Here is a 23,609-nt window from a genome sequence, read left to right as displayed (position 1 = left end):
AAGCCCGGCCACGGATCGTCAGAGCCGGTTACTTCAACTCGAAGGTGACGGTGACCTGGACGTTGTAGGAGTTTTCGCCGGCCTGCACCGGAACCGCGCCGGCCGCGGCGTCGAAGGCCTTGGCGTTGATCGGCATCGGCGTCGGCGCGATGTTCTGGTCGGTGATCTCGAGCACCCGGCCGAGGCTGACGCCGGCGGCTTCGGCCAGCGTCTTGGCCTTGGCGATGGCGTTGGCGACCGCCTTCTTGCGCGCCTCGGTGACGGTGGCCGCCGGGTCGTCATTGGTGAAGGCGATACCGCCGCCCTGGTTGACGCCGAGCGACACCGCCTTGTCGAGGATATCGCCGGTCTTGTCGACGTCGCGCACGCGCACCGAAAGCGTGTTGGTCACCTGATAGGCGACGAGTTCGGCTTCCTGGCTGCCGTCCGGCTTGTTGGTGTAGTTGTAGCGCGGATTGATCTGGATGCCGGCGGTCTGCAGGTCGCGGTCCTTGATGCCGGCCGACTTCATCGCCGCGATCACGGCGGCCATGGCGTCGTTGTTGGCGTCGAGCGCGGCGCGCGCGGTCTTGGCTTCGCGCATGACGCTGAGCGTCAGGACCGCCAGATCGGGGGCCACGGTTGCTTCGCCTTCGCCGCTGACAATGATGCGGGGCGGCGTCGGCAAGTCGGCGGCTCCAGCCATCGCCGGAAAAGCGATCGCGGCGGCGAGCGCGAGGGGCAAAAGGTGTCTGGTCATGAAAATCTCCTTGGTCCGCGATCAAGTCGCACGGCTCGCGTAGAGCGCGATTATGGGTTGATTTGGGCGATCACGGAAAGCCCGTCGGGAAAGCCTTGTGCCGCGGCGGGAAAAACATTAATCCAGCCCGCGTGGGGCCTGTAGCTCAATGGTTAGAGCCGGCGGCTCATAACCGCTTGGTTGGGGGTTCGAGTCCCTCCGGGCCCACCATGACCATTGATTTATTGCGTAAATTACGTGAAGTCCGACAGTTGGCCCACGGCGAGTATCGCCAGGCCATGCGCGCCAAGGTGGCGGCTTAACCGGCGGGAAGTGACGCGGTTGCCTTCCCCGATATACCTTGACTGCAGTTCTCCGAGAAAACGACTGAACGGGACGATGTCTTGGTGAATACTGGCCTGCTCAAGAGCGGCCATGTACGGCGCGGCGTTGCACCGGAATGACAGTATTCGACCCCGGAGCGCTTCCGCGTCTCCTCGACCGATTTCAACGCCTACATACCGTCAGCGTCGCGCCCGACGCCCCGCGCGACGAACATGGCGCCCCTTTGTGCGCCCGACTGGCCCGGTCTCGGCGTCAGGCTCGATCGTGGCGTCCTGGGTCAGTGCGTGGCCGAGTTCAGCCAGTGCTCAGTCCGCGCAATGAGCAGGGCCACAGAAAGAACTCGAAAACAACTGAGCGCAAACTGAAACCTAATTGAAACACATCGATGCGGCGAGCGACATCCCCGCGAAACGCTTTGGGGCGATGGTCGAGCCTCACCGGAAAACCGAGGAGCGCTGCCGATGACACCCGACCAGATTCGACTTGTCCAGGATAGTTTTCGCGACGTCGTCCCAATACGCGTGGCCGCCGCCGCACTGTTCTATGAACGCCTGTTCGCGATCGACGAAGGTCTTCGAGCGTTGTTTCCGGTGAGAGACATGACCAAGCAGGGCGCCAAGCTGATGGCGAGCCTGGGCTTCGTCGTGCATGGACTGGATCGTGCCGACACCATTCTCCCGACCGTGCGCGAACTCGCCAGGCGTCACGTGACCTACGGCGTCCAGGAGCGTCATTACCCGATCGTCGGGCAAGCGCTCATCGAGACGCTGGCGGCCGGTCTCGGCACGGCGTTTACGCCGGCGGTGCGCGAGGCCTGGGAGGCAGCCTACGGGTTGCTCGCGAGTGTGATGATCGCGGCAGCCCGCGAGCATCAGCTCGCTGCATGACAAGAGACCTGCAACGTCGTGGCGGCAGCCGACGGAATTTTGAGCGGGACGAACGGGGAAGCCCCTTTCTGTCACACAGGCGGTTTCCCCCCTTCAACAGAAAACCGGATCGATGCGATCGGATGCCGATTTGGAGGCCCTTGTCGCAAAGATCGCTGCGGCTCGAGGCGTCGCCTTGGTGATGGACAGAAAGTCTGACCAATTCGCCTAAGGGCTCGCTGGTTCCGACCGGCGAGCGGAGCTGAACCTCTGCGTCGCAGAGTGCGTGGCCCAAAACGCCTTGTGTTCATCCTCCGTGTTACTGGATATTGGTCTCCGATAACTCAGCGGAACCAACCAGAATCTCGGTTGTCAGCGTCAGGTGCCGGCGCATCAGCTCAGCGGTAAGATCGCCGTCCTTGGCCATTACGGCGTCGAAAATCCCTTTGTGCTCGGCGGCAACGTCACGCTCAGTCGTGCGGAGGGGGACCGACAGGCGACGATAACGTTCAGTCTGGACATACAGCATGCCCCGTATCTTCAACATCCATGGACTTTTGCAGCCGGCGACCAATGCCGCATGGAAGCGCTGGTGGGCGGCTGACCAGGCGTCGCTCAGCCGGGTCGGATCGGAGGGCTCGCGTTCAGGCAGACGCTGCAATCGGTGGTATGCAGCGACGAGTTCCGTCTCCCACTCGATATCGCCATGTGCGATCGAGTCACGCAGGCAGAATTCCTCTATCGCGATGCGGGTATTGGTCAGGTCGCGAAGTTCTTCGATCGAGACCTCCGGTACGCTATAACCTTTCTGTGCGGTAGCCACCGCCATGTCTTCGGCAGCCAGCCGGGAAAGAGCCTCGCGTACTGCCCCAACGCTGACCTGGAGTTCCTCGGCAACTTCGTTGATGTGAATGCGCGTGCCAGGCCTGAGCCGGCAGCTCAATATGTCGGAGCGCAGACGATCATAGGCCGTGTCCAGCTGGGTAGGGCCTGATGCGCTGCGCATACATCTTCCTTTGTGCTCTGGTCTGAAAATCTATTTTATATCCATTCATCTGTTTTCTGCAAATTTCCATTCCGCACTCGCAGAGCCTGCCAGTGATGAAAGCGATAAAGCCTCGGTGCGGCAGCGATTGCGACCGCAAAAAGAACGCCGGCCATCACGATCTGCTGGACGACTGGCGACAGGCCGAGCGCATTCAAGCCGGCGCTCAACGCACAGAGGGTGAGGGTTCCGAACGCAATGCCGACCGGGCTACCGCGCCCGCCAGAAAGCGACACGCCACCGATAATGGCTGCCGAGATCGCCGGCACAAGTATGTCGGTCAGTCCGGCCGGCGAGGCAACCGACAGGCCGAAGGTGAGGAGGACGCCGGACAGGGCGGCAAGCGCACCCGAAAGCATGAACACGCACACCACCACGCGGCCGGTCTTGACCCCGGACGTCGTCGCCGCGGTACGGTCGCTGCCGGTGGCGATCAGGTTCGCGCCAATCCGCGTGCGCACAAAGACGACTGCGGCGATGACGAAACAGGCGATGGCAAGCAGGCTTCGCACGGAGAATATGGCGAGAAGCGGTGCGTTCATCTGGATCGTCACCGCCTGGTTGGCGAACGAAATGGTCTCGTTGTGGGTGACGACATAGGACAGGCCGGCAACTGTCATCAGGCCGCCGAGCGACACTGCAATCGAGCTCAAGCCGAGGCCGGCGATAGCCAACCCTTGAAAGAGGCCGACGACAAGGCCCGCGCCGATCCCGCAGGAAGCACTGATGAGCGCGTTGTCGCCGCTGGTCAGAACCGCAACGCAGCCGGCAAAGCCCATGGTGCTGCCCACTGACAGGTCGAATTCGCGTGCAATCATGGTCAGGCCGAGGCCAAGCGCGACCGGGCCGATTGTAGCAAAATACTGCAATAGGCTGAACAGGATGAGGTCGAACGATAAGTTTCCCCGGACGATGAGCGCAGCCACCAGCGCCACCGCCACGACCAGGAAGATGCCAATCGGGCCGGTATCGTCTTGAAGCGCGGAGCGCATGTTCAGGTCCTCCTGCCGATACCTTGGAAGACAATCACGCCGAGCACGGCCAGACCGACCACAAGTTGCTGGATCTCGATGCTGAAGCCTCGCAAGAGCGTGACCGCGTTGATGGTCGCCATGACCGCGACGCCGATGAATGTCTGCCACAGCGAACCCTTCCCGCCACCAATCGCCGTGCCACCTACCAGAACGGCTGCGATCGCGGTAAATTCGAAGCCGCGCGCCGTCTGCATGTCTGCCGAGCCAAATCGGGAAGCGACCAGGATGCCCGCGACCGCGCTGAATGCCCCCGCAACCATGTAAGCCGCCGTCGTCACGCGGCCGACATCCAGTCCCGCTGCCTCGGCCGCCCGGGCATTGCTGCCAACCAGCATGAGTTCGTGCCCAAAGCGGGTGAAGGTGAGCACCAACTGGCCCAGAACAGCCATGGCGGCAAGGACCAAGAAGGAGGCAGGCACGCCGAAAAGCCGCTGTTTGAGAACCTCGTAGGCGAGGTTCGGCGCATCGACCTTGGGCCCGACGATCATCTGGGTAGCACCGATCAGCAGCGCGTAGGCGGCCATGGAGACGATGATCGGATTGGCTCGCAGCCAGCCGATCACCGCGCCTTGCGCCGCACTGATGACGACGCCCGCGACGATCGCGACAACGATCGCCGGCAGCAGGCCAAGGCCGAGTGTTGCCATGAACACGATGCCTGCGACCGAAGTCGTGGCGCCGAGGCTGAATGACATGATATTGCCGCCGAGCGTTATGAAGGTCATGGCGAGCGCGACGCAGCCGACCAGCGACATGGCGTTGATCAGCGCGATCAGGCTCGGCCTAGACAAGAACCCGGGCGTCGAGAGCGCCAATACGACAATCGCGAGGACCAACGAAAATCTTGCGAGATCGGCCGGCGCGAGCCGCTGGCGAGGGGTTGCAGGCGAGGCTGCAATCGCTGCATCCGGAGTGCTGGTCATAGCGCGGCCTCCGCGCGCGTGATCTCGGCCAACACTGTGGTTTCGACGATGCCCGGATGTTGGTGGGTCCCGACGATGCGGCCCCTGTAGAGTGTCACCACCCGATCAACCAATCCGATCACCTCCTCGATGTCGGTCGAAGCGAGCACGATGGCGTTGCCCTCGTCACAGAAGCGGCGCAGCATCTGATAGATTTCCGCGCGCGCGCCCATGTCAACGCCGCGCGTCGGCTCGTTCATCAGGATGACCCCGGCCATGTCGCGGTTGGCACAGCGCCCCACCGCAAGCTTCTGCTGGTTGCCGCCGCTCAGGGTCGAGGCGGGTGTATCCAGTCGTCGCGTATCGAACCCGACCTGGGCGGCAAGTGCGGCGGCCGTCTTTCGCAACGAAGCGGGCCTCAGAAAGCCCCTGCTTGCAACTTCGGCAAGCCGCGTGGCAAGCAGATTGATGCTTGCCGGCTGGTCAAGAAAGATACCTTCTTCGCCCCGATCTTCCGAAACGAAACGGACCCCGGATGCGGCTGCGGCTGGAGCCGAGCCCAGTCTGAGAGGCACGCCGCCAATCCACACCTCACCGGTGGCGGCATGGGCGAGCCCGGCAAGGGCCCTGACGGTTTCGATGGCACCTGAGCCTATCTGTCCCACCACACCGAGAATCTGGCCCGCGTGCGCCTCGAGCGAGATGTCGTGGACGACGCCGGGTACAGTCAGCCCACGTACCGTGAGGATTTGATCACCCGGTTGTGTCGAGTGGCGCGGGTAGATGTCGGTGAGTTTGCGGCCGAGCATCAGCTCGAGCAGCGTCTCGCGCGGCATGGCAGCGACCGGTTCCGTCGCGATAACGCGACCGTTGCGCAAGACGGTCACCGTGTCGCAAAGTTGGTAGACCTCGCCCATGCGGTGGGTGATGAAGATCACCGAACACCCTCTGGCCTTCAGCGTTCGCACCGCGCCGAAAACCCGCGATATCTCGTTGTCCGACAGCGTCGCGGTGGGTTCGTCAAGAATGAGCAGCGACGCGTTGCGAACCAGTCCGCGTGCGATCTCGAGCAATTGCCGCTCGGCGATGCCAAGGGTGCGCACTTTTGTTCCTAAATCGAGATGGTCGAGGCCGACGCTTACAAGCGCGGATCGCGCCTTCTGGGCCGTGACGCCTGTCTGTCGCCGCATCGGCGCCGATGCATGGCCGAGCCAAAGATTATCGTGGATGGATAGATCCGGCGCCAGGCTGAGTTCCTGCGCGACCAGCGCCAGTCCCGCGCGCTGCGCTTCGATCGGGCTGCGGAACGCAACCAATTTCCCGTCGATCGCGATCGTGCCCTCGCTTGGGCGGATCACACCACTCAGGATCTTCATCAACGTGCTCTTGCCGGCACCATTGCCGCCGCAAAGAGCGCGAATCTCGCCACGCCAGCTGCAGCGAAACGTCTTCCAGCGCGATGAAATCGCCGAAGCGCTTTCCAATTCCGCGCACCGCAAGCCGGGGCGGCGAAAGATCTGCAAGGTCGTTCATCCTGTCCTCCCAAACGTCCGCCATGGCCGGCCCTCCAGCCGGCCATGGCGGTCTGGCTCAGTAGCTGCAAAGCGCGGCGTACTTGTCGATGTTGGCAGCATCGATGATTTCGAGCGGCGTGGTGACGCTCAGGGCCGGTATCGCCTTGCCGGAAAAATGGTCAGCAATCAGCTCGGCCGCCTTCGGCCCGTCATAGGGGGGGAGCGGGCCGCTCAGCGTCGCATATTGTTTGCCGTCCCTGATGTTTCGGACGCCCGATTCCTGGCAGCCGCCGCCGATTACCAGCAACTCACCGGGTTTGGCGCCGAGCGTCACGCCAGCGCTATCGGCTGCCTGGATGATCGCGTTCGCCATCGCGTCGTTCATGCCATAGATCGCGTCCAGCCCGCCGGTCGCGGCATAGCGCGCGAACATTTGACCAGCGATCTGTTCGGTAATCGGCGGGATCCACTTGGCGTCCTCGACCTGCACCAATTCAATCCACGTTTCCTTGGCCAGGCGCGCCTTGAAGCCTGCGAGCCGCTTCGGCGCGATTCCCTCGGCCAGGGACCCGGTTATGGCAGCGACTTTTGCCGCCGTTCGCCCGCTGGCCTTTAGCCCTTGGATCATCGCTTCTGCCGCAAGCTCACCGGATCTCACGTCGTCGAGGCCCATGGCGCCGACCGAAAGACTATCGCCATTGTCGACCTGCGATATGACGAGGAAGACCGGGATGCTGGCTGCTTTGGCGCGATTGAGGGCCGGCGCTACCGCGCCCGAACTCAAGGGCTGCAGGACGATCATGTCGGGCTTCTGGCCGATCGCGTCGTCGAGTTGCTGTGCCTGGAGAGCAGGATCGAATGGGCTGGTGAGCTGCGTAAGGCTCATGCCCAGTTCCTTTGCCTTGCCTGCGAACAAGGTGGAGAAAGCGCTGATGAAGCGGTCTTCAGTCGGTCCGCTCAACAGCACGAGCTTCTTTCCCTGCGGATCGGCCTGGACCGAAGTCGCCGCGATTGCCTGGATGGCGACGGCCGCGCCCAAGAGCGTGTATCTGAAAGTTTTCATGGTTTCCTCCGGTTTTCAAAGTTCAACGGTTCTTGACTGCGCAGGTCTTCCGCGTGCGATCCCAAGCTTCCAATGCCCGTCCCGGAGGCTCTCTCCGGTCTCAGGGGTGCCGGGGCCACAAGCAGTGGCGACGCCAACAGAATGTCGGCGGTGCGCATCAGGTGTTCGCTGATCAGCCGGCAGGCCAATTCCACATCGCGCGCCAGGGCGGCATCGCAGAGCGCCTTGTGTTCGGCGCCCACGTCGCGCTCACTTGTCCGGAGCGGCACGGACAGCCGGCGATAGCGATCTGTCTGGAAGAACAGCATGGAGCGGAGCTTGAGCGTCCAGGGGCTGCCGCAGCCAGCGACAAGCGCGTCGTGAAACTGAAGGTGGGCTTGAGCCCATGAATCACTCAGCCGCGAGAGGTCGGAGGGGTCGACTTCGGGAATGCGCTGAAGGCGGTGAAGGGCCGCCACGAGCCCGGTCTCCCACTCGACGTCGCCGCCCGCGATCGACGACCGCAGTGAAAGCTGCTCGATGGCGATGCGCGTCCGAGTGAGGTCGACAAGCTCATCGATCGAAACGCTGGCGACTGAATATCCGCGCTGCGCGGAAGCGACCGCCATGTTCTCGGCGGCCAGACGCGCCAATGCCTCGCGTACGGCGCCGAGGCTGACGCCAAGAGTCTCTGCAATGTCCGAGATCCTGATCCTTGCTCCAGGCATCAGGCGACAGCTCATGATGTCGGCACGCGTCCGCGCATAAGCCCAATCGGCTTGCGTTGACGCGGACTGAATGGAGGGCGGTTTCCGATGCATGGGCAGACGATATGTCGATAAACCTATTTTGGCAAGCAAAATATATTTTACATTGACAAATGGTTTTACTGAGATAGTCTGGCGTTGAAGCGAAAGCCGCCATGTGCGTAGCCTTGCGCCGAAAACCAACCGGGAGGAGCCTTGATGCCACGCATCCTGAAAGCCGGGCGTGACGCCGTGCTTGTCGCTGAACAGAACGCAACCGTCCGCAATACGGTCGAATCGACGCTCGCCGATATCCAGCAGCGCGGAGATGCCGCTGTTCGGGAACTATCCATAAAATTCGACGGGTGGGATCGCGACGACTACCGGCTCACCGATGTCGAGATCAAAGCCTGCCTTGCCGAGCTAAGTGAGCGCGACCTTTCGGACATCAGGTTTGCGCAATCGCGGGTGCGTGAGTTCGCCCAGCATCAGAAGGCAGCACTTCTCGACGTCGAGGTCGAGACCATGCCCGGCATTATCCTGGGCCATCGCAACATTCCGGTGAACTCGGTCGGCTGCTATGTGCCGGGCGGCAAATATCCTTTGCTGGCGTCCGCGCACATGTCGGTGATCACGGCAAAGGTCGCGGGCGTCGACAGGGTCATCACGGCGGCGCCGCCCTACAAGGGCAAGCCGGCGCCAGCCATAGTTGCGGCACAACATATGGCCGGCGCTGACGAGATCTACTGCCTGGGTGGCATTCAGGCGATCGGCGCCATGGCCATTGGAACGGACAGCATCCGTCCGGTCGACATGCTGGTTGGTCCGGGCAACGCTTTTGTCGCCGAGGCCAAGCGCCAACTCTATGGTCGCGTCGGCATCGATCTTTTTGCCGGCCCGACCGAGACACTGGTCATCGCCGACGAGACGGTCGATGGCGAATTGTGCGCGACCGATCTGCTAGGGCAAGCCGAGCACGGACCGAATACGCCGTCTATCCTGCTTACCACTTCGGAAAAATTGGCACGCGAAACCATGGCCGAAATCGAGCGGCTTCTGACGATCCTGCCTACTGCCGACATAGCCCGCAAGGCCTGGGAAGACTATGGCGAGGTGATCGTCTGCGAGAGCGAGGAGGAGATGCTGCGCGAAGCAGATCGCATCGCTTCGGAGCACGTCCAGGTGATGACCCGCGATCCGGATTATTTCCTGCGGAACATGACCAATTATGGCGCGCTGTTCCTGGGGCCGCGCACCAACGTCGCTTATGGAGACAAGGTAATCGGTACCAATCATACGCTGCCGACCAACAAGGCTGCCCGCTACACAGGCGGGTTGTGGGTCGGCAAATTCCTGAAAACCTGCACCTACCAGAAGGTGCTGACGGACGAGGCATCGGCACTCATCGGCGAGTATTGTTCGCGCCTGTGCATGCTGGAAGGCTTCATTGGCCATGCAGAACAGGCCAATATCCGCGTGCGCCGCTATGGCGGCCGCAACATTCCCTACGGGGTTGCGGCAGAGTGACGATGGGGGAGGGATTGCCGGTCTCGCCATCCTTCCGGCTTGACGGCAAGCGTGCGCTTGTGACCGGTGCCGGCCGCGGCATAGGTGCAGCGTCTGGCGCGGCCCTGGCCGACGCAGGGGCGGCCGTCACACTGGTCGCGCGCAGCATCGAGGAGCTTGCCGAAACGGCAGCTGAAATCCGTCGACGCGGCGGCCAGGCGGAGGCGCGCGCGCTCGACGTCACCGACGTGGCTGCGGTGGATCGGCTTGTCGCTGCCGAGCCGCCGTTCGAGATCCTTGTCAACAATGCCGGCACCAACCGGCCAAAGTCCTTCCACGAGGTGACTGAAGATGATTTCGACGCGGTGATGGACCTCAATGTCCGGGCGGCGTTCTTCGTCGCCCGGGCGGTTTCCCGCAAGATGGTCGAGACCGGAACGCGCGGCTCCATCGTCAACATGTCGTCGCAAATGGGGCATGTCGGCGCGCCCAATCGGACCATCTACTGCTGCTCGAAATTCGCTTTGGAAGGCCTTACCAAGGCTATGGCGCTCGACCTCGCGCCTTGCGGCATCCGCGTCAACACGCTTTGCCCGACCTTCATAGAGACGCCGATGACGCGACCTTTCCTTCTCGACGAAACGTTCCGCGCGTCCGTGCTGGCCAAGATCAAGCTCGGGCGGGTCGGGCAGGTCGAGGACATTCTTGGCGGTCTGGTCTATCTCGCCGGCGACGCATCTTCGATGGTGACGGGAACCTCGCTGCTGATCGACGGTGGCTGGACCGCCGATTGAAACGCCCTCGGTCGGGTCAGGGCCGCCCGGCGGCCGCGGCCGGCGCGCGCATTCTATGAATTTCGCCGTGGCGAACAATATTGGCCGGATCGCTGTTGTCGATACGGGAGACGCACAGGAACAGCGTCGACTCGTCGTCATCGCCGATGATGCAGGCGATGGCGCTCTTGCCGGGAAAATCGATTCTGTCGATCTCCTTGCCTTGGGGCGACAGGCGGACGAATCGGCCTTCAAACAGCAATGCCACCCAAAGGCAGCCCTCGGCATCGAGGCAAAGTCCGTCTGGCGATCCGGGCAATTCGGCATGAAGGCGGCGGTTGTCCAGGGCGCCGTCGCGGCCGATATCAAAAGCGGAAATGCATTTGCCGAAAGTCTCGGCCAGATAGAGGGTCGAGCCGTCGGGTGTGATCACCATGCCATTGGGGAAGAAAATGTCGGCAGCGACGATCCGTGCGCCATGCAACGGATGCCAACCAATCAGGCTGCCGCATCGATGCGGCTCGGCCATGCCAAAAACGAAGCCTGTGTCGCCAACCCACGACCAGCCGTCCGCACTCGTCACAAGGTCGTTCAGATAGGCTTTCGTCAAGCTGCCAAGGTCGGCCATCGGCCGCTGCACGCCATCCGGCACAGAGATGTCGAGAAGTTGCCTGCCGAGCGCGGTGGCCATGAGCAAGTGCCCTTCGGCCGAAAAATTCATGCCTGAGGGGCGACCTTCGACTGCACAAACGGTCTCTACCGAACCGTCCATGTCGACCCGCGCCAGCCGGAAATTGTGTACGTCCGAAACCCACAGCGCGCCATTGCGCCAGCGCGGGGATTCCGGCCACGAGAGGCCTGTAGCCAGCAGGACTGGTTCGTCACGCGACGGCATCTTGTTGTCCTGTCCGGTTCTTTTTGCCGACATCTGCATTGGTGACTTCGATATAGTCCAGCCGCTGCAGGAGTTCGTCCACCAGGCCGGGCAGATCCGTGAGCCTGGCGGCCGCGCCGAATACATAGAAGTCGGGCCGATGGATGATCGCCTCGATACCATGCTCAGCGAAATACGCAGCATAGGCTCCGTCCACGTCGATGGCGTCCGCGCCTGCGTCGGACCCGACATGGACGAAGTGCGTGCCGATCCGCTGCAGGGCCTTGGTCTGACGGCCAGAAAGCCCCGTAGCGGGATTCGCCTTCGTGCTGATGACGATGAAGCCTGTGCTTGGAAAGAATTGATCGAACAGCTCGGCGCTTCCGTTTTTCGCGATCTTGGCCTGCAGGCTGAGCGTGCCAGCAAGACCAGCGGGCTTGCCGTTTGGCCCAAACGACAGGACACCGTCGTCAAGCTTGGGGAAGTTCGGCATCGGCGGCTTCCAGCCGCAGCGGAATCGTTCGTCGCGCAGGCGCGCTTGCACGGGATCGAGCGTGCAGGGCACCTTGCCTGCTTCCAGTGAAATCAGTGTCCAGTCCCTGGTGTGCGGCGAACGTTCCCCCTCGTAGGTGTCGAGCAAGGAAGGGTGCGCCACGCCGCGCAATACCAGATCGAGCTTCCAGGCGAGGTTCTTGGCGTCGCGAAGGCCCGAGCACATGCCCTGTCCCATGAAGGGCGGCATGGTGTGGGCTGCGTCGCCGGCAAGGAAGATGCGGCCACGTCTCCAACCGCGCGCGTGACGCGCCTCGAAGGTGTAGACGAGCCGCCTGATGATCTCGACATCGTCCGGCGTGATGTTCTGTTCGGCGAGGAGCTTCCATGCCATTTCCGGGCTCTCGAGTTCAGCAACGCTTTCGCCGGGCAGCATGGCCCATTCCCAGCGCCGGTGTCGCTTGCCGAGCGGCAGCACCGTGATAGGCCGCTTCGGGTCGCAGATCTGGCCGCAATCGAAATCGAACGAAATTTCGCGCTTCTTGCGTGCATCGACCACCAGCCATTTTTCGTTGAAGCCGAAATCGTCGCGCTCGACCCCGAGTTTCGCCCTGACGCCACTGTTGGCTCCGTCGGCCGCGATCACATAGCGTGCACGGATGGTCTGCTTCTCGTCGGTTGCCACCGGACGGATCTGGCCGGGCACCATGATGGTCTTTGCGAGGCCAACCACGGCGGCATCCGGCTGCTCGTCGAAGGTCTGTGCTTCCCAGCCGAGAAATTGCTCGACCAGACTGCTGCCGGCAACCCGCTCGATCAGCGCATTCTCGAACACCGGCTGGAATTGCATGTAGTCGGAATTGTAGCCCGAAATGCCTTTCGAGCCCCAATCGAACTCCATGATGGTTTCGCCGTCCGCATTGACCCAGACATATTCGGTGGTCGGATAACTATCCTCCAGCATGGCACTTGCGACACCGACCGATTGAAACAGGCGGACAATCTCGTGATCAACATGTCCGGCACGGGGCAAGGCGTAGAGATCCCGGTGCTTTTCCACGATTGCCACGCTCATCCCGAGCTGCTCGGCGAAAGCTGCCGCGGCGAGACCGACGGGACCGCGTCCGACGACAACGATGTCAAATGTTCTTGCTGGCACTGCTACCTCCCGAAATCAAATGCCATTGACGGGGCTGCGAGCGAAGCGCGCTGCCGACAGGCAAGACGACTACCACATCATGATCGCCTTGAAAATATATTTTTGATTGACAAATATGTTAAGTGGAAAGATAACCATTTTACCAAAATGCCAGTGCGCAAGGAGAACGTCATGAGGTTCGTCAGGTTTGCGGAGAAGGGCGAGGAGGGGCTGGCGATCGAGGAGCACGGCGTCCTTCATGGGCTCCTGGCGACGGACCGGAATTTCCCTGGGACGCTCGATTCGCTTGTCTCGGATAGCGAGGCGATTGCCGATGCGGCCGTGAAACTACGTGCCGGGAAAAGGATCACGGCGGCGATTGACTATCTGGCGCCGTTCACGGCTTCGAAGAAGATCATCTGCGTCGGCCTGAACTATCGGGACCATTCGGCCGAGTCCGGCTATGCGCAACCACCCTATCCGACCGTGTTCGGCCGCTTTACGTCGAGCCTGATCGGCCACAAGACGGCGATGGTGCGGCCGCAGCTTTCTAACACGCTCGACTACGAGGGTGAGTTGGTGGCGGTGATCGGCAAGGGCGGCTCAAAGATCGCGGAACAGGACGCGCTTGACCACGTCGCCGGCTATTCGATCTTCAACGACGGCTCGATCCGAGAATTCCAGCACATCACCCCGCAATGGACGATCGGCAAGAACTTCGATTCCACCGGCGCCTTTGGACCTGCCTTCGTTACCGCCGACGAACTGCCTGCCGGCTGCCTGGGTCTTACTTTGGAAACGCGGCTCAACGGCCAGGTCGTGCAGCATGCCAAGATCGACGACATGGTGTTCAGCGTGGCTGAACTGGTGGCTCTCATGAGCCGCACGATGACGCTCGAGCCAGGCGACATGATCGTGACCGGCACGCCGTCCGGCGTGGGCGCCGCGCGCAAGCCACAGCTCTTCATGAAGCCCGGCGACATCTGCGAAGTCGAGATCGAAAAACTCGGAGTTCTGGTCAATACTGTCGTGGACGAGACGGCTGACGCACAGGCCGCCGCCTGATCCGTTTCAGGGAGGAGATGCGGCATGACCGCCATTAGAGGCTTTGTCGGTGCAAGCCGGCGCCCCGGAACGCTCGGCGTCCATTCCATGGACAACTTCAACATGGTCGTTCCCGACCTGCAGCAGGCGAAGGACTTCTATGGCGCCTTCGGCATGGACGTTCGCGAGGAAGGCAATACGCTCGGGCTCTATACGTTCGGCCACACGCATCGGTGGGGAAGTATTTCGGAGGGGGCGAGCAAGAAGCTCAGCTATCTTTCGTTCGGTGTCTTCGACGATGATTTCGAGGCATTTCGCAGGCATGTCGAAGGGCAGGGCGTGAAATTGATCGATCCGCCGCCCGGGCTCTCCAGCAACGGTTTCTGGTTCCGCGACCATGACGGGAATCTGGTCGAAATTCGAGTGGCGGAAAAGACGTCTCCCAACAGCAAATCCGAGATAAGCAACCTGTCTGTTCCGGCCAATCAGCGCGGAGCCTCGTTCAGATCACGCGCCGCGACAACGAGACCCCGCCGGCTTGCGCATTTGCTGATCTTCACGCGCGACGTCGACCAGGCGGTCATCTTCTATGCCCGAATCCTGGGCCTGCGTCTTTCGGATCGCTCCGGCGACGGCATCGCCTTCATGCATGGGGTTCATGGCAGCGATCATCATCTTATCGCCTTCGCCAAATCGGTTGGGCCCGGCCTGCATCATTGCAGTTGGGACGTTGGCTCGGTCGAGGAGATCGGCCTCGGCGCCATGCAAATGGCTGACAAGGGGTTTTCGAAGGGCTGGGGTCTCGGGCGCCACGTGCTCGGATCAAACTTTTTCCATTATGTGCGCGACCCATGGGGCAGCTATTCCGAGTACTCCTCGGACATCGACTATGTGTCAGCGGACCATGACTGGGATGCGGGTGATCATGCCGCGGAGGATGCCTTCTACATCTGGGGCCCGACACCTCCCGACGACTTCACGGTGAACTACGAGGAGGCCACGGACTGAAGCTGCGTCAGATCAATGCAGCATTGGCCCGGTGTTTGATCATCCCACTCAGAGCAGGGTACTTGCCCGGCGCACCTATTCGTTGAAGTGCAACTCCCCGCGTTACGGCATATGTCCGTGCGCCAATGCGCCATCATTCCAGTCTGTGTCGGCTCCGGAAAGAAATATCAAAGGACAATCTCGGCTTCTCACCAGAGCCGGAGGTGAGCTTCGACCAAAGTTCAGCCCTACCCCGGAGTGTTCGACCGCTTCTAGTCCGCACCAAGAACCTCGGCGACCGTGCCCATCAGGTTCTGCACGTCGATGCGCATCGCCGGGTTGATCGCCCGCGGCCACGTCGACAGCTTCACGCCGACGAAATCCCGTTGGTGGTCGATGTAGATCATCTGCCCGTAGACCCCGAGCGCCAGGATGACCGGGGCGCCGACATCGGCGATCCAGAACTGGTTGCGGTAAGCGCCGTTGGGGCGGTCGGCGCGGTACCGATCGGGGAACAGGGCGGGGTCGCCGACGCGCGTGCGCGCCACCCATTGCTCCGGTACGATCTGCCTGCCGTTGGCGCAGCCGTCCCGCGCGTAGATCAGGCCAAAGCGGCCGAGATCGCGCAGGCTTGCCGACAGGCCGCCATCGGCGATGGCGTATCCCTCCGGATCGACCGCGAAATTCGCGTCGTCCTCGGCGCCCATCGGTCGCCAGATCAGTTCGGACACGAGATCCGCGAGCCTTCGCCCGATGGCAGCCTCGATGCAGAGGCCGAGCACCTCGGTTTCCATCGACCGGTATTCGAACTCCTGGCCATGCGGGCGCGACAGGCGGCGCAGTGAGGCGACCAGTTCGCGCACGGTTCGCGGGCTTGCATTGCCGGGCGGCGCGGCCTTCCAGCCGACCGCGATATCCATCAGGCCGATGCCGGAAACGGGGTCGGCCATGCCCTCCGGGAAATGCACGCCGCTGGTCATGTCGAGCAACTGGCTGACGGTGACATCGCCATAGGCGCAGGCCGCCAGTTCGGGCACATAGGCCGCGACGGTCCTGTCTAGGGGGAAACAGCCCTGTTGATGGAGGATTCCGGTAAGCGCCGCCACGACCGATTTCGATACCGACTGCGTCAGGTGCACGCTGCCGGACCGCATGCCGTTGCGATAATTCTCAAACACGACCCGGCCGCGATGCAGGATGAGGAAGCCGTCGGTCCAGGAGCCGTCGAGTGCCGCGGCCGCGTTCACCCTGTCGCCGCGATGATCGGTGAAGGTGAGGGCGGCGAGGTCGAGGCCGGTGTCCGCCGCGATGAGGGCCATCGGTTCTCCGCTGGCGATCGGGACGGTGGGCAGGAAATCGCTGATGTGCTGGTAAGCCCAGCGATTATGCGGCGCGCGGTCCCAGTTGGCCAGCGTCAGGTCATTGGGCCGGGGCGGGCGCCCGGGTTCAGGATTGCGCATCGGCCAGGATCATGTCCGCCGCCTTTTCCGCGATCATGACCACGGCGGCGTGGGTGTTGCCGCGCACGATGCGCGGCATGATCGAGGCATCGACCACGCGCAGGCCGGCGATGCCGTTGACGCGCAGGCGCGGATCGACGACCGCGCCGGCATCGGCGCCCATCCGGCAGGTGCCGACGGCGTGGATGTCGGAACCCGCCTTCTGGCGGATGAAGTGCAGGATCTCGTCATCGGTCTGTACGTCCTTGCCCGGCTGCACTTCCGAGGCGACGTAGGGCTTCATGGCTGGCTGCTCGGAAATCCTGCGCACCAGCCTTATGCCGAAGGTCATGGCGCGGATGTCGTAGTCGCTCTGGAAGAAGTTGAAGTTGATGCTCGGCGCAGCCGTGGCATCGGCCGAGCGCAGCGTGACTGCGCCGCGCGCATCGGGATTGACATGTTCGGGGCTGAAGCTAAAGCCGGAAAACGGATGCGGCTTCGCACCCTTGGGCGTGCGCTCGCCGACGCTCCAGGCCGCCATCGCCATCTGGATGTCCGGCCGGTCTTGCGTGTCGTCGCTGCGGGCGAAGCCGCCGACATAAATGCCCGTCTCGGCGAGGTAGCCCTTGCGGGTGAGAGCATATTGCATGCCGACGCCAATGCGCCTGACCAGGCTGTTGGCGATGTCGTTGACGGTGATCGGCCTGGTGCAGCGGAACATCAGCTGGATGCAGGTATGGTCCTGCAGGTTGCAGCCGACTTCCGGCAGGTCAAGGACGCAGCCGATGCCGAGGCCCTGCATGGGCGCGGCGGCGCCGATCCCGGACATCATAAGCAGTTGCGGCGAGGCGATGGTGCCGGCCGACAGGATGATTTCGCCAGCGGCCGCGATCCGCCTTTGCCCGCCTTGGCTGAACAATACGCCTTTGGCGACGTGGTTCTCGACGACGATCCGCTCGACCCTGGCACCGGTGACGATCCTGAGGTTGGCGCGCTTGCGGGCCGGGGCCAGATAGCCGCGCGCCGTGCTCCAGCGCCGGCCCTTGTGCGTGTTCATCTGGTAGTAGCCGAAGCCGTCTTGCGCGGCGCCGTTGAAATCTTCGTTGCGCTCCAGCCCGGCTTCTCGTGCCGCAGCGCAGAGCGCGTTCGGCAGTTCACGCTCGAAAGACTGGTCGGACACTTTCAGCGGGCCGCCGACACCGTGCCAACGGTCGGCGCCGCGCGACTGGTCTTCGGCCTTGCGGAAATAGGGCAGGACCTCGTCATAGGACCAGCCGCCGCAGCCGGCCTTTGCCCAGTCGTCGAAATCCTTGGCATTGCCGCGCACATACATCATGCCGTTGATGGAGCTCGATCCGCCCAGCACCTTGCCGCGCGGCTGGTAGAGCACGCGCTCCTGAAGGGCGCTCTCCGGCTCGCTCTCATACATCCAGTTGTAGCGGCTGTCGGTGAACAGTCTGGAATAGCCCATCGGCAGGTGGATCCAGGGGTTCAGGTCCCTGGGGCCGGCTTCAAGCAGCAGCACTTTCTTGCGCCCGCTTTCGCTGAGCCGCGCGGCCAGCACCGCACCGGCCGAACCCGCGCCAATGACGATGAAGTCATAGGGGCCGCCGTCAAGCGGCAGGGCATTCTGGGCATCGGGCATCGCTAGGACCTCGGACACGAACGGGACTGGCATGCGGACGGCCGGCGACAGTCGCGGCAATTGATCATCGCGGCTGCTCCTCGCCGGCGGCAAACAGATATTTGCGAAGATCGAGAAGGTCCAGCGTCAGCGCGCCCTGGCGCAGCCGGTCGCGCATCGCGATTTCCTGTGCAAGGCGCTTTCCGGTGCTTTCGAAGACGCGGGCGATGTCGGCGTGCGCCACCTTGCAGACGCCGTCGTCGTCGGCGACGATGAGGTCGCCGGGCGCGATGCGGACCCCGCCACAGAGGACCGGCGCGCCGATCAGTCCGGGATGCACCTTGGTCGCCCCACGGATCGCCAGGCCTTTGGCCCAGACCGGAAAGCGCATCTTGGTCAGTTCCGCCACGTCGCGCACAAAGCCGTCCACCACCACACCGGCAATGCCCCGGCACACCGCCGCCTCGGCAAGGATATCGCCCAGATAGCCGCAGGCCTCGCCGTCGCCGGACAGCACGATCACGTCGCCGGCCGCCGCCTCTGCCACCGCGCGGTGTAGCGCCAGGTTGTCGCCGCGCTCGCACTGGACGCAAAAGGCCGGACCGGCGACGGCGAGGCCCGGCAGCATGGCGCGCACGGCCGGGTCGAGATCGCCGATCCGTCCATAGGCCTCGTAGACGGTGGCCGCGCCCGCGCGGGCGAAGAACTGGAGTTGTGAGGCCTCAATCATCGATTTCCTCCATCAGTTCTATCCGGCAGCCGGGCAGGGGTTCGAAAAAGGCGATGCGGCGATGGCCGAAGCCGCCCCGGATCGTCGAGGGCCCCCAGACAAGCCTGGCGCTCCAGTCGGGATTTTCGAGAATGGCTGCAAGGCTGGGCACGGCGAAGCTTGCGTGCAGAAAGCCGGCCCTGGCGGGCTCGGCCTTGCCGTCGTAGAGCGCCGTCTCGAAGAAATTGATGCTGATGCCACCAAAGCGGGCTTCCAGGAACTGTTCGCCATCGATGTCGTGCATGGCCCGCTTCGACCAGCCGCCGGTGCTTTCGACCAGCGCCTCCGCTTCGGCGACGCTGCCGACGCGGAATGCGAGATTGATCAGTTTTGCCTCGCCGTCACTCATCTGGCGCCATCCTTGTTTGTTGAGAGGACCCATATCGACAGCTGGAAAATTGATCAACAGAAATTGTTTTATAAGAACAAAAAATTGCGATAGGCACAAAAATGCGGCGAAAGCGCTTGACAATCAGCGGTACGGTGGCCTTACATCGTGTTGTCCGGTATAAATGTTGTGTTAAAAACAAACATTGTCGGACTCAACAAGAATGGGAGACGATCAATGCGTGGTTCGATACTGGCTGCAGGCATTCTTGCGGCGGCTCTTGCCGGGACGGCGTCCGCCGAGGAGACGACGCTTACGCTCAACACACCCGGCGGCGCCGTTCAGGAAGGCGGCCGCGCCGTGCTCTGGGGTCCGGCGGCCAAGAAGCTCGGCTTCCAGGTCAAGGAAGAGACGGCCGACAACGCCCTCGACGTGCTCCGGCTCGAGGTCGGCTCCAACTCGGTCAAGACGGACATCATCATCATGAGCGGCTATCAGGCGGCGATCGCCGGGACCGAAGGCATGCTGGAGCCGATCGACTACAAGGCGGTCGATGCTTCCGGCTTCCTGCCGGGGACGGCGGCGCCCTATTGCGTCGGCATCTATGGTTACGCGGCGGTGATGGCCTGGAACACCAAGACCTATGCCAAGGAAGCGCCTTCGAGCTGGGCCGACTTCTGGAATGTCGAGAAATTCCCGGGCAAGCGCTCGATGCGTTCGGATGCCGAGGCGCAGGTCGAGATGGCGCTGCTGGCCGACGGCGTCGCGCCCAAGGATGTCTACAAGGTGCTGGGCACCGAGGATGGAATCAAGCGCGCCATCGCCAAGATCGCGACGCTGAAACCCAATATCTCCGTATGGTGGTCGTCGGGCGCGCAGCACGGCCAGTTGATGAAGGACGGCGAGGTGGACATGACGACCGGATGGAACGGCCGTTTCCAGACCGCCAAGGAAGCCGGCGGCCCGGTGAACTACACCTACAACCAGGGCATCCTGACCTATGACTGTTTCGCGGTGACGAAGGGCTCGACCCACAAGGCCGAGGCGATGAAGATGATCAACGAGATGTCGTCGGCGCAGTCGCAGGCCGGCCTCACCAAATACGTCTCCTACGGACCTCTGAACCAGGGCGCCTACAAGACCGGGATCATCAGCAAGGAAGCCGAGGCCGTGTTGCCGACAAGCCCGGCCAATTCGGGTGCCATGGTCGTCCAGGACATCGACTGGTGGGCGAAGAACAACGACCACGTCCAGCAGTTGTTCGAAGACATGATGACCGAATAGCCGCGGTCCCCTATGCTTCTTTCCCCGGCCTCCACCCATAGCCAGACAGGTCATATGAGCAGTCGTTCCGCCGAATCGGTCCGCATCGAGGCCGTGTCCAAGATGTATGGCGATTTCCGCGCCCTCGACGATGTCAGCCTGACGGTGGAGGCCGGCGAATTCGTCGCTATTCTCGGCCCTTCGGGCTCGGGCAAGAGCACGCTCTTGATGGCCGTCGCAGGTTTCATCCGCCCCGATCGCGGGCGGATCTTCTTCGGCGACAGCGACATCGTCAGGCTTCCCGCCAATCAGCGCGGTTTCGGCGTCGTCTTCCAGAGCTATGCCCTGTTTCCGCATATGGACGTCATGGCCAATGTGACGTTTCCGCTGCAGGTTCGCGGCGTGCCGCAGGACGCAGCGCGCAGGCGGGCGCTGGCCGCGCTCGACGTCGTCAAGCTCGGCGGCTACGGGTCGCGGCGCATCGGCGAACTCTCGGGCGGCCAGCGCCAGCGCGTGGCGCTCGCCCGCGCCATCGTGTTCGAGCCCAAGGTGCTCCTGATGGACGAGCCGCTTTCGGCGCTCGACAAAATCCTGCGCGAGGAGATGCAGATCGAGATCCGCGAACTCCACAACAAGCTGCAGATCACCACGCTCTACGTCACGCACGACCAGCGCGAGGCGCTGACCATCGCCGACCGCGTCGCCGTCATGGACAAGGGCAAGATCGTCCAGCTCGACAATCCCGAGACAATCTACCGGCGGCCAGTCAATGAATTCGTCGCGCGTTTCATCGGAGAGGCCACCATATTGCCGCTGGCCGAGGCGCGCGCCGTGGTGTCGGGCGACCTCGGCGCGGTCGCGCCATCGGCATACGCGCTGATGGTGCGAAGCGAGGATTTCTGCCTTGCCAGGAGCGGCGACGAGAATGGCTGGCTCGCCGTCGGCGGCCTGCTGCGCGGCGTCGTCTTCCAGGGCGATAGCTGGCTGCTGCAGGTCGATCTCGCCGACGGCCAGGCCATCACGGCGCGCGCGCAGAAGCATTTCAGCGCCGAGGTCGGCGCGCTCGAGGTCGGACAGACGATAGACCTGCACGTCCAGCGCGACCGCGTGCATTTCCTGTAGGTAGAGACATGGTCGCCCTGAACCCGCCCGCATCCTTATCAGTGGCACAGGCAGACAATGGCGGTCGCCTGGCCTGGGATGCCAGGCTGGAGCGCCTCGTGTCCTTTGCCTTCACACTGCCCTGCCTGGCGGTGGTCGCCCTGTGCGTGCTCGTGCCCTGCGCCTGGCTGTTCTTCCTGTCGGCCTTCGGCTCGGACGGCAAAGCGAGTCTCGAGAACTACCAGCGCATCCTGGACGGGGCGAGCTACGCGCGCATCTTCATCACGACCTTCCAGGTCGGGCTGGCAACGGTCGCCGCCTGCGTGCTGATCGGCGTGCCCTTCGCCAGTTTCATCAATGGCCTCCCGCCCAGGCGCTCGGTGATCTTCCTGGCGGCGGTGCTGCTGCCGTTCTGGACCTCGCTGCTGGTACGGGCCTATGCTTGGCTGGTGCTGCTGCAGCGCACCGGCATCGTCAATTCGGTGCTGATGGGGCTCGGCATCACCAAGGCGCCGCTGGAGCTTGCCTTCAACCATTTCGCCACGGTGCTCGGCATGACCCACATCATGCTGCCGATCTTCATCCTCCCGGTGCTGGGCGCCATGCGCAACATCGATAGCGCGCTGATCCGCGCCGCCGCCAGCATGGGGGCGTCCCGGTCCTACACCTATCGCCGGATCTTCCTGCCTCTCGCCGCCCCGGGCATCGCTGCCGGCGCGATCCTCGTCTTCGTGATGAGCCTGGGCTTCTACGTCACGCCGGCCATCCTGGGTGGCGGCAATGTCAACGTCATCTCGATGCGCATCGCGCGCAGCCTTTCCAACTATTCGAACTGGGGCGCCGCCAGCGCGCTCGGCGTGCTGCTGCTGGTGTTCACGGCCTTGCTGTTCGCGCTGAGCTACGGCGTCCAGCGCGTCCTGCTTTCCCGGCAGAGGAGCTGACATGCTTGATGGGTTCGAGGAAAGACCGCTCATCGAGCGACTGAAGTGGCTGCTCGCCATTCTCCTGGTCATCTTTTTGGCCGCGCCATCCTTCATCGTCATACCGATGTCGTTCTCATCGTCGGATTTCCTGGCGTTTCCGCCGCCGTCGCTGTCGCTGCGCTGGTACCAGTATTTCCTCGATTCCATCACCTGGACGCAGGCCGCGCGAGCCTCGCTGACCGCCGGCACGTTGACCACGCTGGTGTCAGTGCCCATCGGCATCTTCGCCGCCTATGGCGCCATGCAGCTCAGCCAGCGCTGGCGGCTGCTGGTCAGCGGGCTCATCGTCCTGCCGGCGGTGATACCCTCGATCCTCATCGCCATCGGCCTGTTCTTCGTGCTGGCCCGCATCGGCATGGTCGGCACCATGACCGGGCTGGTGCTCGGCCATGTGGCGCTGGCGATACCGGTGGTGTTCGTGGTGATGAGCGCGGCGTTCAGCCAGTTCGATTTCAGCCAGGAGCGCGCCGCCCGCAGCCTGGGCGCGCGCTGGCACCAGGCGTGGTTTCGCGTCGTGCTGCCGCAGGTGAGCGGGCCGATCCTCGCCTCCGGTCTGCTTGCTTTCGTGACCTCGCTCGATGAGGTGGTGGTCGCCATGTTCATCTCCGGCGGCAACAATGCGACGCTGCCGAAGGTCATGTTCACCGCGCTGCGCGACAAGATCGATCCGACGATTGCCGTCGTGTCCACCGTGCTGTTGGTCGTCGCGACGGTGGCGGTGGTCGTCATCCTGCGCAAGGGCGCGGCGGCACTGAAGACGTGATGTCCGACGCTATACCGACATCCTGAAGATGCCGTCGATCTCGATCGGCGAGTTGAAGGGCAGCGCGGACGAACCGTAGGCAAGCCGCGCATGGACGCCGATTTCTTCGCCGAAGGCGGCGACAAGGATGGAAGACACCGGGTCCAGTATCTTCGGGTGCTCGTGGAAGTCGGTGGCGCAGGCGACGAAGCAGGAAATCCGCACGCAATATGAGATCCGGTCGAGGTCGCCCGTGCAAGCCGCCTTCAACTGCGCCAACAGGTTGAGTGCAGCGATTGTCGCTGCCTCGCGACCTTGTTCCATGGAAATATCC

At 63.0% G+C, this 23,609-nt stretch carries 23 protein-coding genes and 1 tRNA gene; 10 read left to right on the top strand and 14 right to left on the bottom strand.

All coding sequences use genetic code 11. The features are described 5' to 3' along the window. Window positions 1-28: 28 nt before the first annotated feature. On the bottom strand, window positions 29-739 hold the full coding sequence (locus tag OOJ09_RS30505) for an SIMPL domain-containing protein (RefSeq protein WP_269908766.1): 711 nt from the start codon (window positions 737-739) through the stop codon (window positions 29-31). Window positions 740-873: 134 nt separating this feature from the next. On the opposite strand from OOJ09_RS30505, the gene OOJ09_RS30500 reads away from it, so the two are divergent. After that, window positions 874-949, top strand: a tRNA-Ile gene (locus OOJ09_RS30500). 575 nt (window positions 950-1,524) lie between these two features. Further along, complete coding sequence (locus tag OOJ09_RS30495) at window positions 1,525-1,950, top strand: globin family protein (RefSeq protein ID WP_269908765.1); 426 nt, start codon at window positions 1,525-1,527, stop codon at window positions 1,948-1,950. 298 nt (window positions 1,951-2,248) lie between these two features. Here the strand turns inward: OOJ09_RS30495 and OOJ09_RS30490 are convergent, their stop codons facing one another. The 6 genes from OOJ09_RS30490 to OOJ09_RS30465 all read right to left on the bottom strand — a co-directional run bounded on the left by OOJ09_RS30490 (window position 2,249) and on the right by OOJ09_RS30465 (window position 8,416). Further along, complete coding sequence (locus tag OOJ09_RS30490) at window positions 2,249-2,935, bottom strand: GntR family transcriptional regulator (RefSeq protein WP_269908764.1); 687 nt, start codon at window positions 2,933-2,935, stop codon at window positions 2,249-2,251. A gap of 35 nt (window positions 2,936-2,970) precedes the next feature. Next, window positions 2,971-3,915, bottom strand: a complete 945-nt coding sequence (locus OOJ09_RS30485) for an ABC transporter permease (RefSeq protein WP_269908763.1) — start codon at window positions 3,913-3,915, stop codon at window positions 2,971-2,973. Between the two features lie 53 nt (window positions 3,916-3,968). Further along, window positions 3,969-4,931: an ABC transporter permease gene (locus tag OOJ09_RS30480; protein WP_269908762.1), complete on the bottom strand. Its 963-nt coding sequence runs from the start codon at window positions 4,929-4,931 to the stop codon at window positions 3,969-3,971. Continuing rightward, window positions 4,928-6,394, bottom strand: a complete 1,467-nt coding sequence (locus tag OOJ09_RS30475; protein WP_269908787.1) for a sugar ABC transporter ATP-binding protein — start codon at window positions 6,392-6,394, stop codon at window positions 4,928-4,930. The genes OOJ09_RS30480 and OOJ09_RS30475 overlap by 4 nt, the downstream gene beginning before the upstream one ends. 106 nt (window positions 6,395-6,500) lie before the next feature. Next, window positions 6,501-7,463 carry a sugar ABC transporter substrate-binding protein gene (locus OOJ09_RS30470; protein WP_269908761.1) on the bottom strand — a complete coding sequence of 321 codons (963 nt, stop codon included), beginning with the start codon at window positions 7,461-7,463 and terminating at the stop codon, window positions 6,501-6,503. Window positions 7,464-7,483: 20 nt separating this feature from the next. Beyond that, window positions 7,484-8,416 (bottom strand): GntR family transcriptional regulator, encoded by a 933-nt coding sequence (locus tag OOJ09_RS30465; protein WP_269908760.1) that lies wholly within the window; start codon window positions 8,414-8,416, stop codon window positions 7,484-7,486. A gap of 15 nt (window positions 8,417-8,431) precedes the next feature. On the opposite strand from OOJ09_RS30465, the gene hisD reads away from it, so the two are divergent. Together hisD and OOJ09_RS30455 are read left to right on the top strand one after the other, a co-directional pair. Further along, window positions 8,432-9,739 (top strand): histidinol dehydrogenase, encoded by a 1,308-nt coding sequence (gene hisD, locus OOJ09_RS30460; RefSeq protein ID WP_269908759.1) that lies wholly within the window; start codon window positions 8,432-8,434, stop codon window positions 9,737-9,739. Window positions 9,740-9,741: 2 nt separating this feature from the next. Then, entirely contained in the window at window positions 9,742-10,512 is a 771-nt protein-coding gene (locus tag OOJ09_RS30455; protein ID WP_269908758.1) for an SDR family NAD(P)-dependent oxidoreductase, read from the top strand. 16 nt (window positions 10,513-10,528) lie between these two features. Here the strand turns inward: OOJ09_RS30455 and OOJ09_RS30450 are convergent, their stop codons facing one another. Together OOJ09_RS30450 and OOJ09_RS30445 are read right to left on the bottom strand one after the other, a co-directional pair. Next, the gene (locus OOJ09_RS30450; RefSeq protein WP_269908786.1) at window positions 10,529-11,386 is read right to left on the bottom strand and encodes an SMP-30/gluconolactonase/LRE family protein; all 858 of its coding nucleotides are present in this window, start codon (window positions 11,384-11,386) and stop codon (window positions 10,529-10,531) included. Next, window positions 11,373-13,016 carry a bifunctional 3-(3-hydroxy-phenyl)propionate/3-hydroxycinnamic acid hydroxylase gene (locus OOJ09_RS30445; RefSeq protein ID WP_269908757.1) on the bottom strand — a complete coding sequence of 548 codons (1,644 nt, stop codon included), beginning with the start codon at window positions 13,014-13,016 and terminating at the stop codon, window positions 11,373-11,375. Before OOJ09_RS30445 ends, OOJ09_RS30450 begins: the two co-directional genes overlap by 14 nt. Window positions 13,017-13,163: 147 nt before the next feature. On the opposite strand from OOJ09_RS30445, the gene OOJ09_RS30440 reads away from it, so the two are divergent. Together OOJ09_RS30440 and OOJ09_RS30435 are read left to right on the top strand one after the other, a co-directional pair. Continuing rightward, window positions 13,164-14,060, top strand: coding sequence for a fumarylacetoacetate hydrolase family protein (locus tag OOJ09_RS30440; RefSeq protein ID WP_333474503.1), 897 nt, complete (start codon window positions 13,164-13,166; stop codon window positions 14,058-14,060). A 24-nt stretch (window positions 14,061-14,084) separates the two neighbouring features. Then, window positions 14,085-15,047 carry a VOC family protein gene (locus OOJ09_RS30435; RefSeq protein ID WP_269908755.1) on the top strand — a complete coding sequence of 321 codons (963 nt, stop codon included), beginning with the start codon at window positions 14,085-14,087 and terminating at the stop codon, window positions 15,045-15,047. A 251-nt stretch (window positions 15,048-15,298) separates the two neighbouring features. On the opposite strand, the gene OOJ09_RS30430 is transcribed toward OOJ09_RS30435, so the two are convergent. The 4 genes from OOJ09_RS30430 to OOJ09_RS30415 form a co-directional block, all read right to left on the bottom strand. Continuing rightward, window positions 15,299-16,486 (bottom strand): serine hydrolase domain-containing protein, encoded by a 1,188-nt coding sequence (locus OOJ09_RS30430; RefSeq protein ID WP_269908754.1) that lies wholly within the window; start codon window positions 16,484-16,486, stop codon window positions 15,299-15,301. Then, a complete protein-coding gene (locus tag OOJ09_RS30425; RefSeq protein ID WP_269908753.1) occupies window positions 16,473-18,110 on the bottom strand; it encodes a GMC family oxidoreductase in 1,638 nt (545 codons plus the stop codon). Before OOJ09_RS30425 ends, OOJ09_RS30430 begins: the two co-directional genes overlap by 14 nt. 64 nt (window positions 18,111-18,174) lie before the next feature. Beyond that, window positions 18,175-18,819 (bottom strand): 4-carboxy-4-hydroxy-2-oxoadipate aldolase/oxaloacetate decarboxylase, encoded by a 645-nt coding sequence (locus OOJ09_RS30420; RefSeq protein WP_269908752.1) that lies wholly within the window; start codon window positions 18,817-18,819, stop codon window positions 18,175-18,177. Beyond that, complete coding sequence (locus tag OOJ09_RS30415; RefSeq protein ID WP_269908751.1) at window positions 18,812-19,207, bottom strand: hypothetical protein; 396 nt, start codon at window positions 19,205-19,207, stop codon at window positions 18,812-18,814. Before OOJ09_RS30415 ends, OOJ09_RS30420 begins: the two co-directional genes overlap by 8 nt. 216 nt (window positions 19,208-19,423) lie before the next feature. On the opposite strand from OOJ09_RS30415, the gene OOJ09_RS30410 reads away from it, so the two are divergent. Genes OOJ09_RS30410 through OOJ09_RS30395 form a run of 4 tightly spaced genes read left to right on the top strand, consistent with a single transcriptional unit; the run spans window position 19,424 to window position 23,296 of the window. Next, a complete protein-coding gene (locus OOJ09_RS30410; protein WP_269908750.1) occupies window positions 19,424-20,470 on the top strand; it encodes an ABC transporter substrate-binding protein in 1,047 nt (348 codons plus the stop codon). Window positions 20,471-20,524: 54 nt separating this feature from the next. Continuing rightward, the gene (locus OOJ09_RS30405) at window positions 20,525-21,571 is read left to right on the top strand and encodes an ABC transporter ATP-binding protein (RefSeq protein WP_269908749.1); all 1,047 of its coding nucleotides are present in this window, start codon (window positions 20,525-20,527) and stop codon (window positions 21,569-21,571) included. A gap of 8 nt (window positions 21,572-21,579) precedes the next feature. Further along, window positions 21,580-22,491: an ABC transporter permease gene (locus OOJ09_RS30400; RefSeq protein WP_269908748.1), complete on the top strand. Its 912-nt coding sequence runs from the start codon at window positions 21,580-21,582 to the stop codon at window positions 22,489-22,491. A gap of 1 nt (window position 22,492) precedes the next feature. Further along, on the top strand, window positions 22,493-23,296 hold the full coding sequence (locus tag OOJ09_RS30395) for an ABC transporter permease (RefSeq protein ID WP_269908747.1): 804 nt from the start codon (window positions 22,493-22,495) through the stop codon (window positions 23,294-23,296). A 9-nt stretch (window positions 23,297-23,305) separates the two neighbouring features. On the opposite strand, the gene OOJ09_RS30390 is transcribed toward OOJ09_RS30395, so the two are convergent. Further along, on the bottom strand, window positions 23,306-23,609 hold a 304-nt coding region (locus tag OOJ09_RS30390; RefSeq protein ID WP_269908746.1), incomplete at its 5' end, for a RidA family protein.

This window comes from Mesorhizobium qingshengii, assembly GCF_027563465.1.
In the GTDB taxonomy this organism is placed as follows: domain Bacteria; phylum Pseudomonadota; class Alphaproteobacteria; order Rhizobiales; family Rhizobiaceae; genus Mesorhizobium; species Mesorhizobium qingshengii_A.
This window is presented reverse-complemented; position numbering and strand designations above follow the sequence as displayed.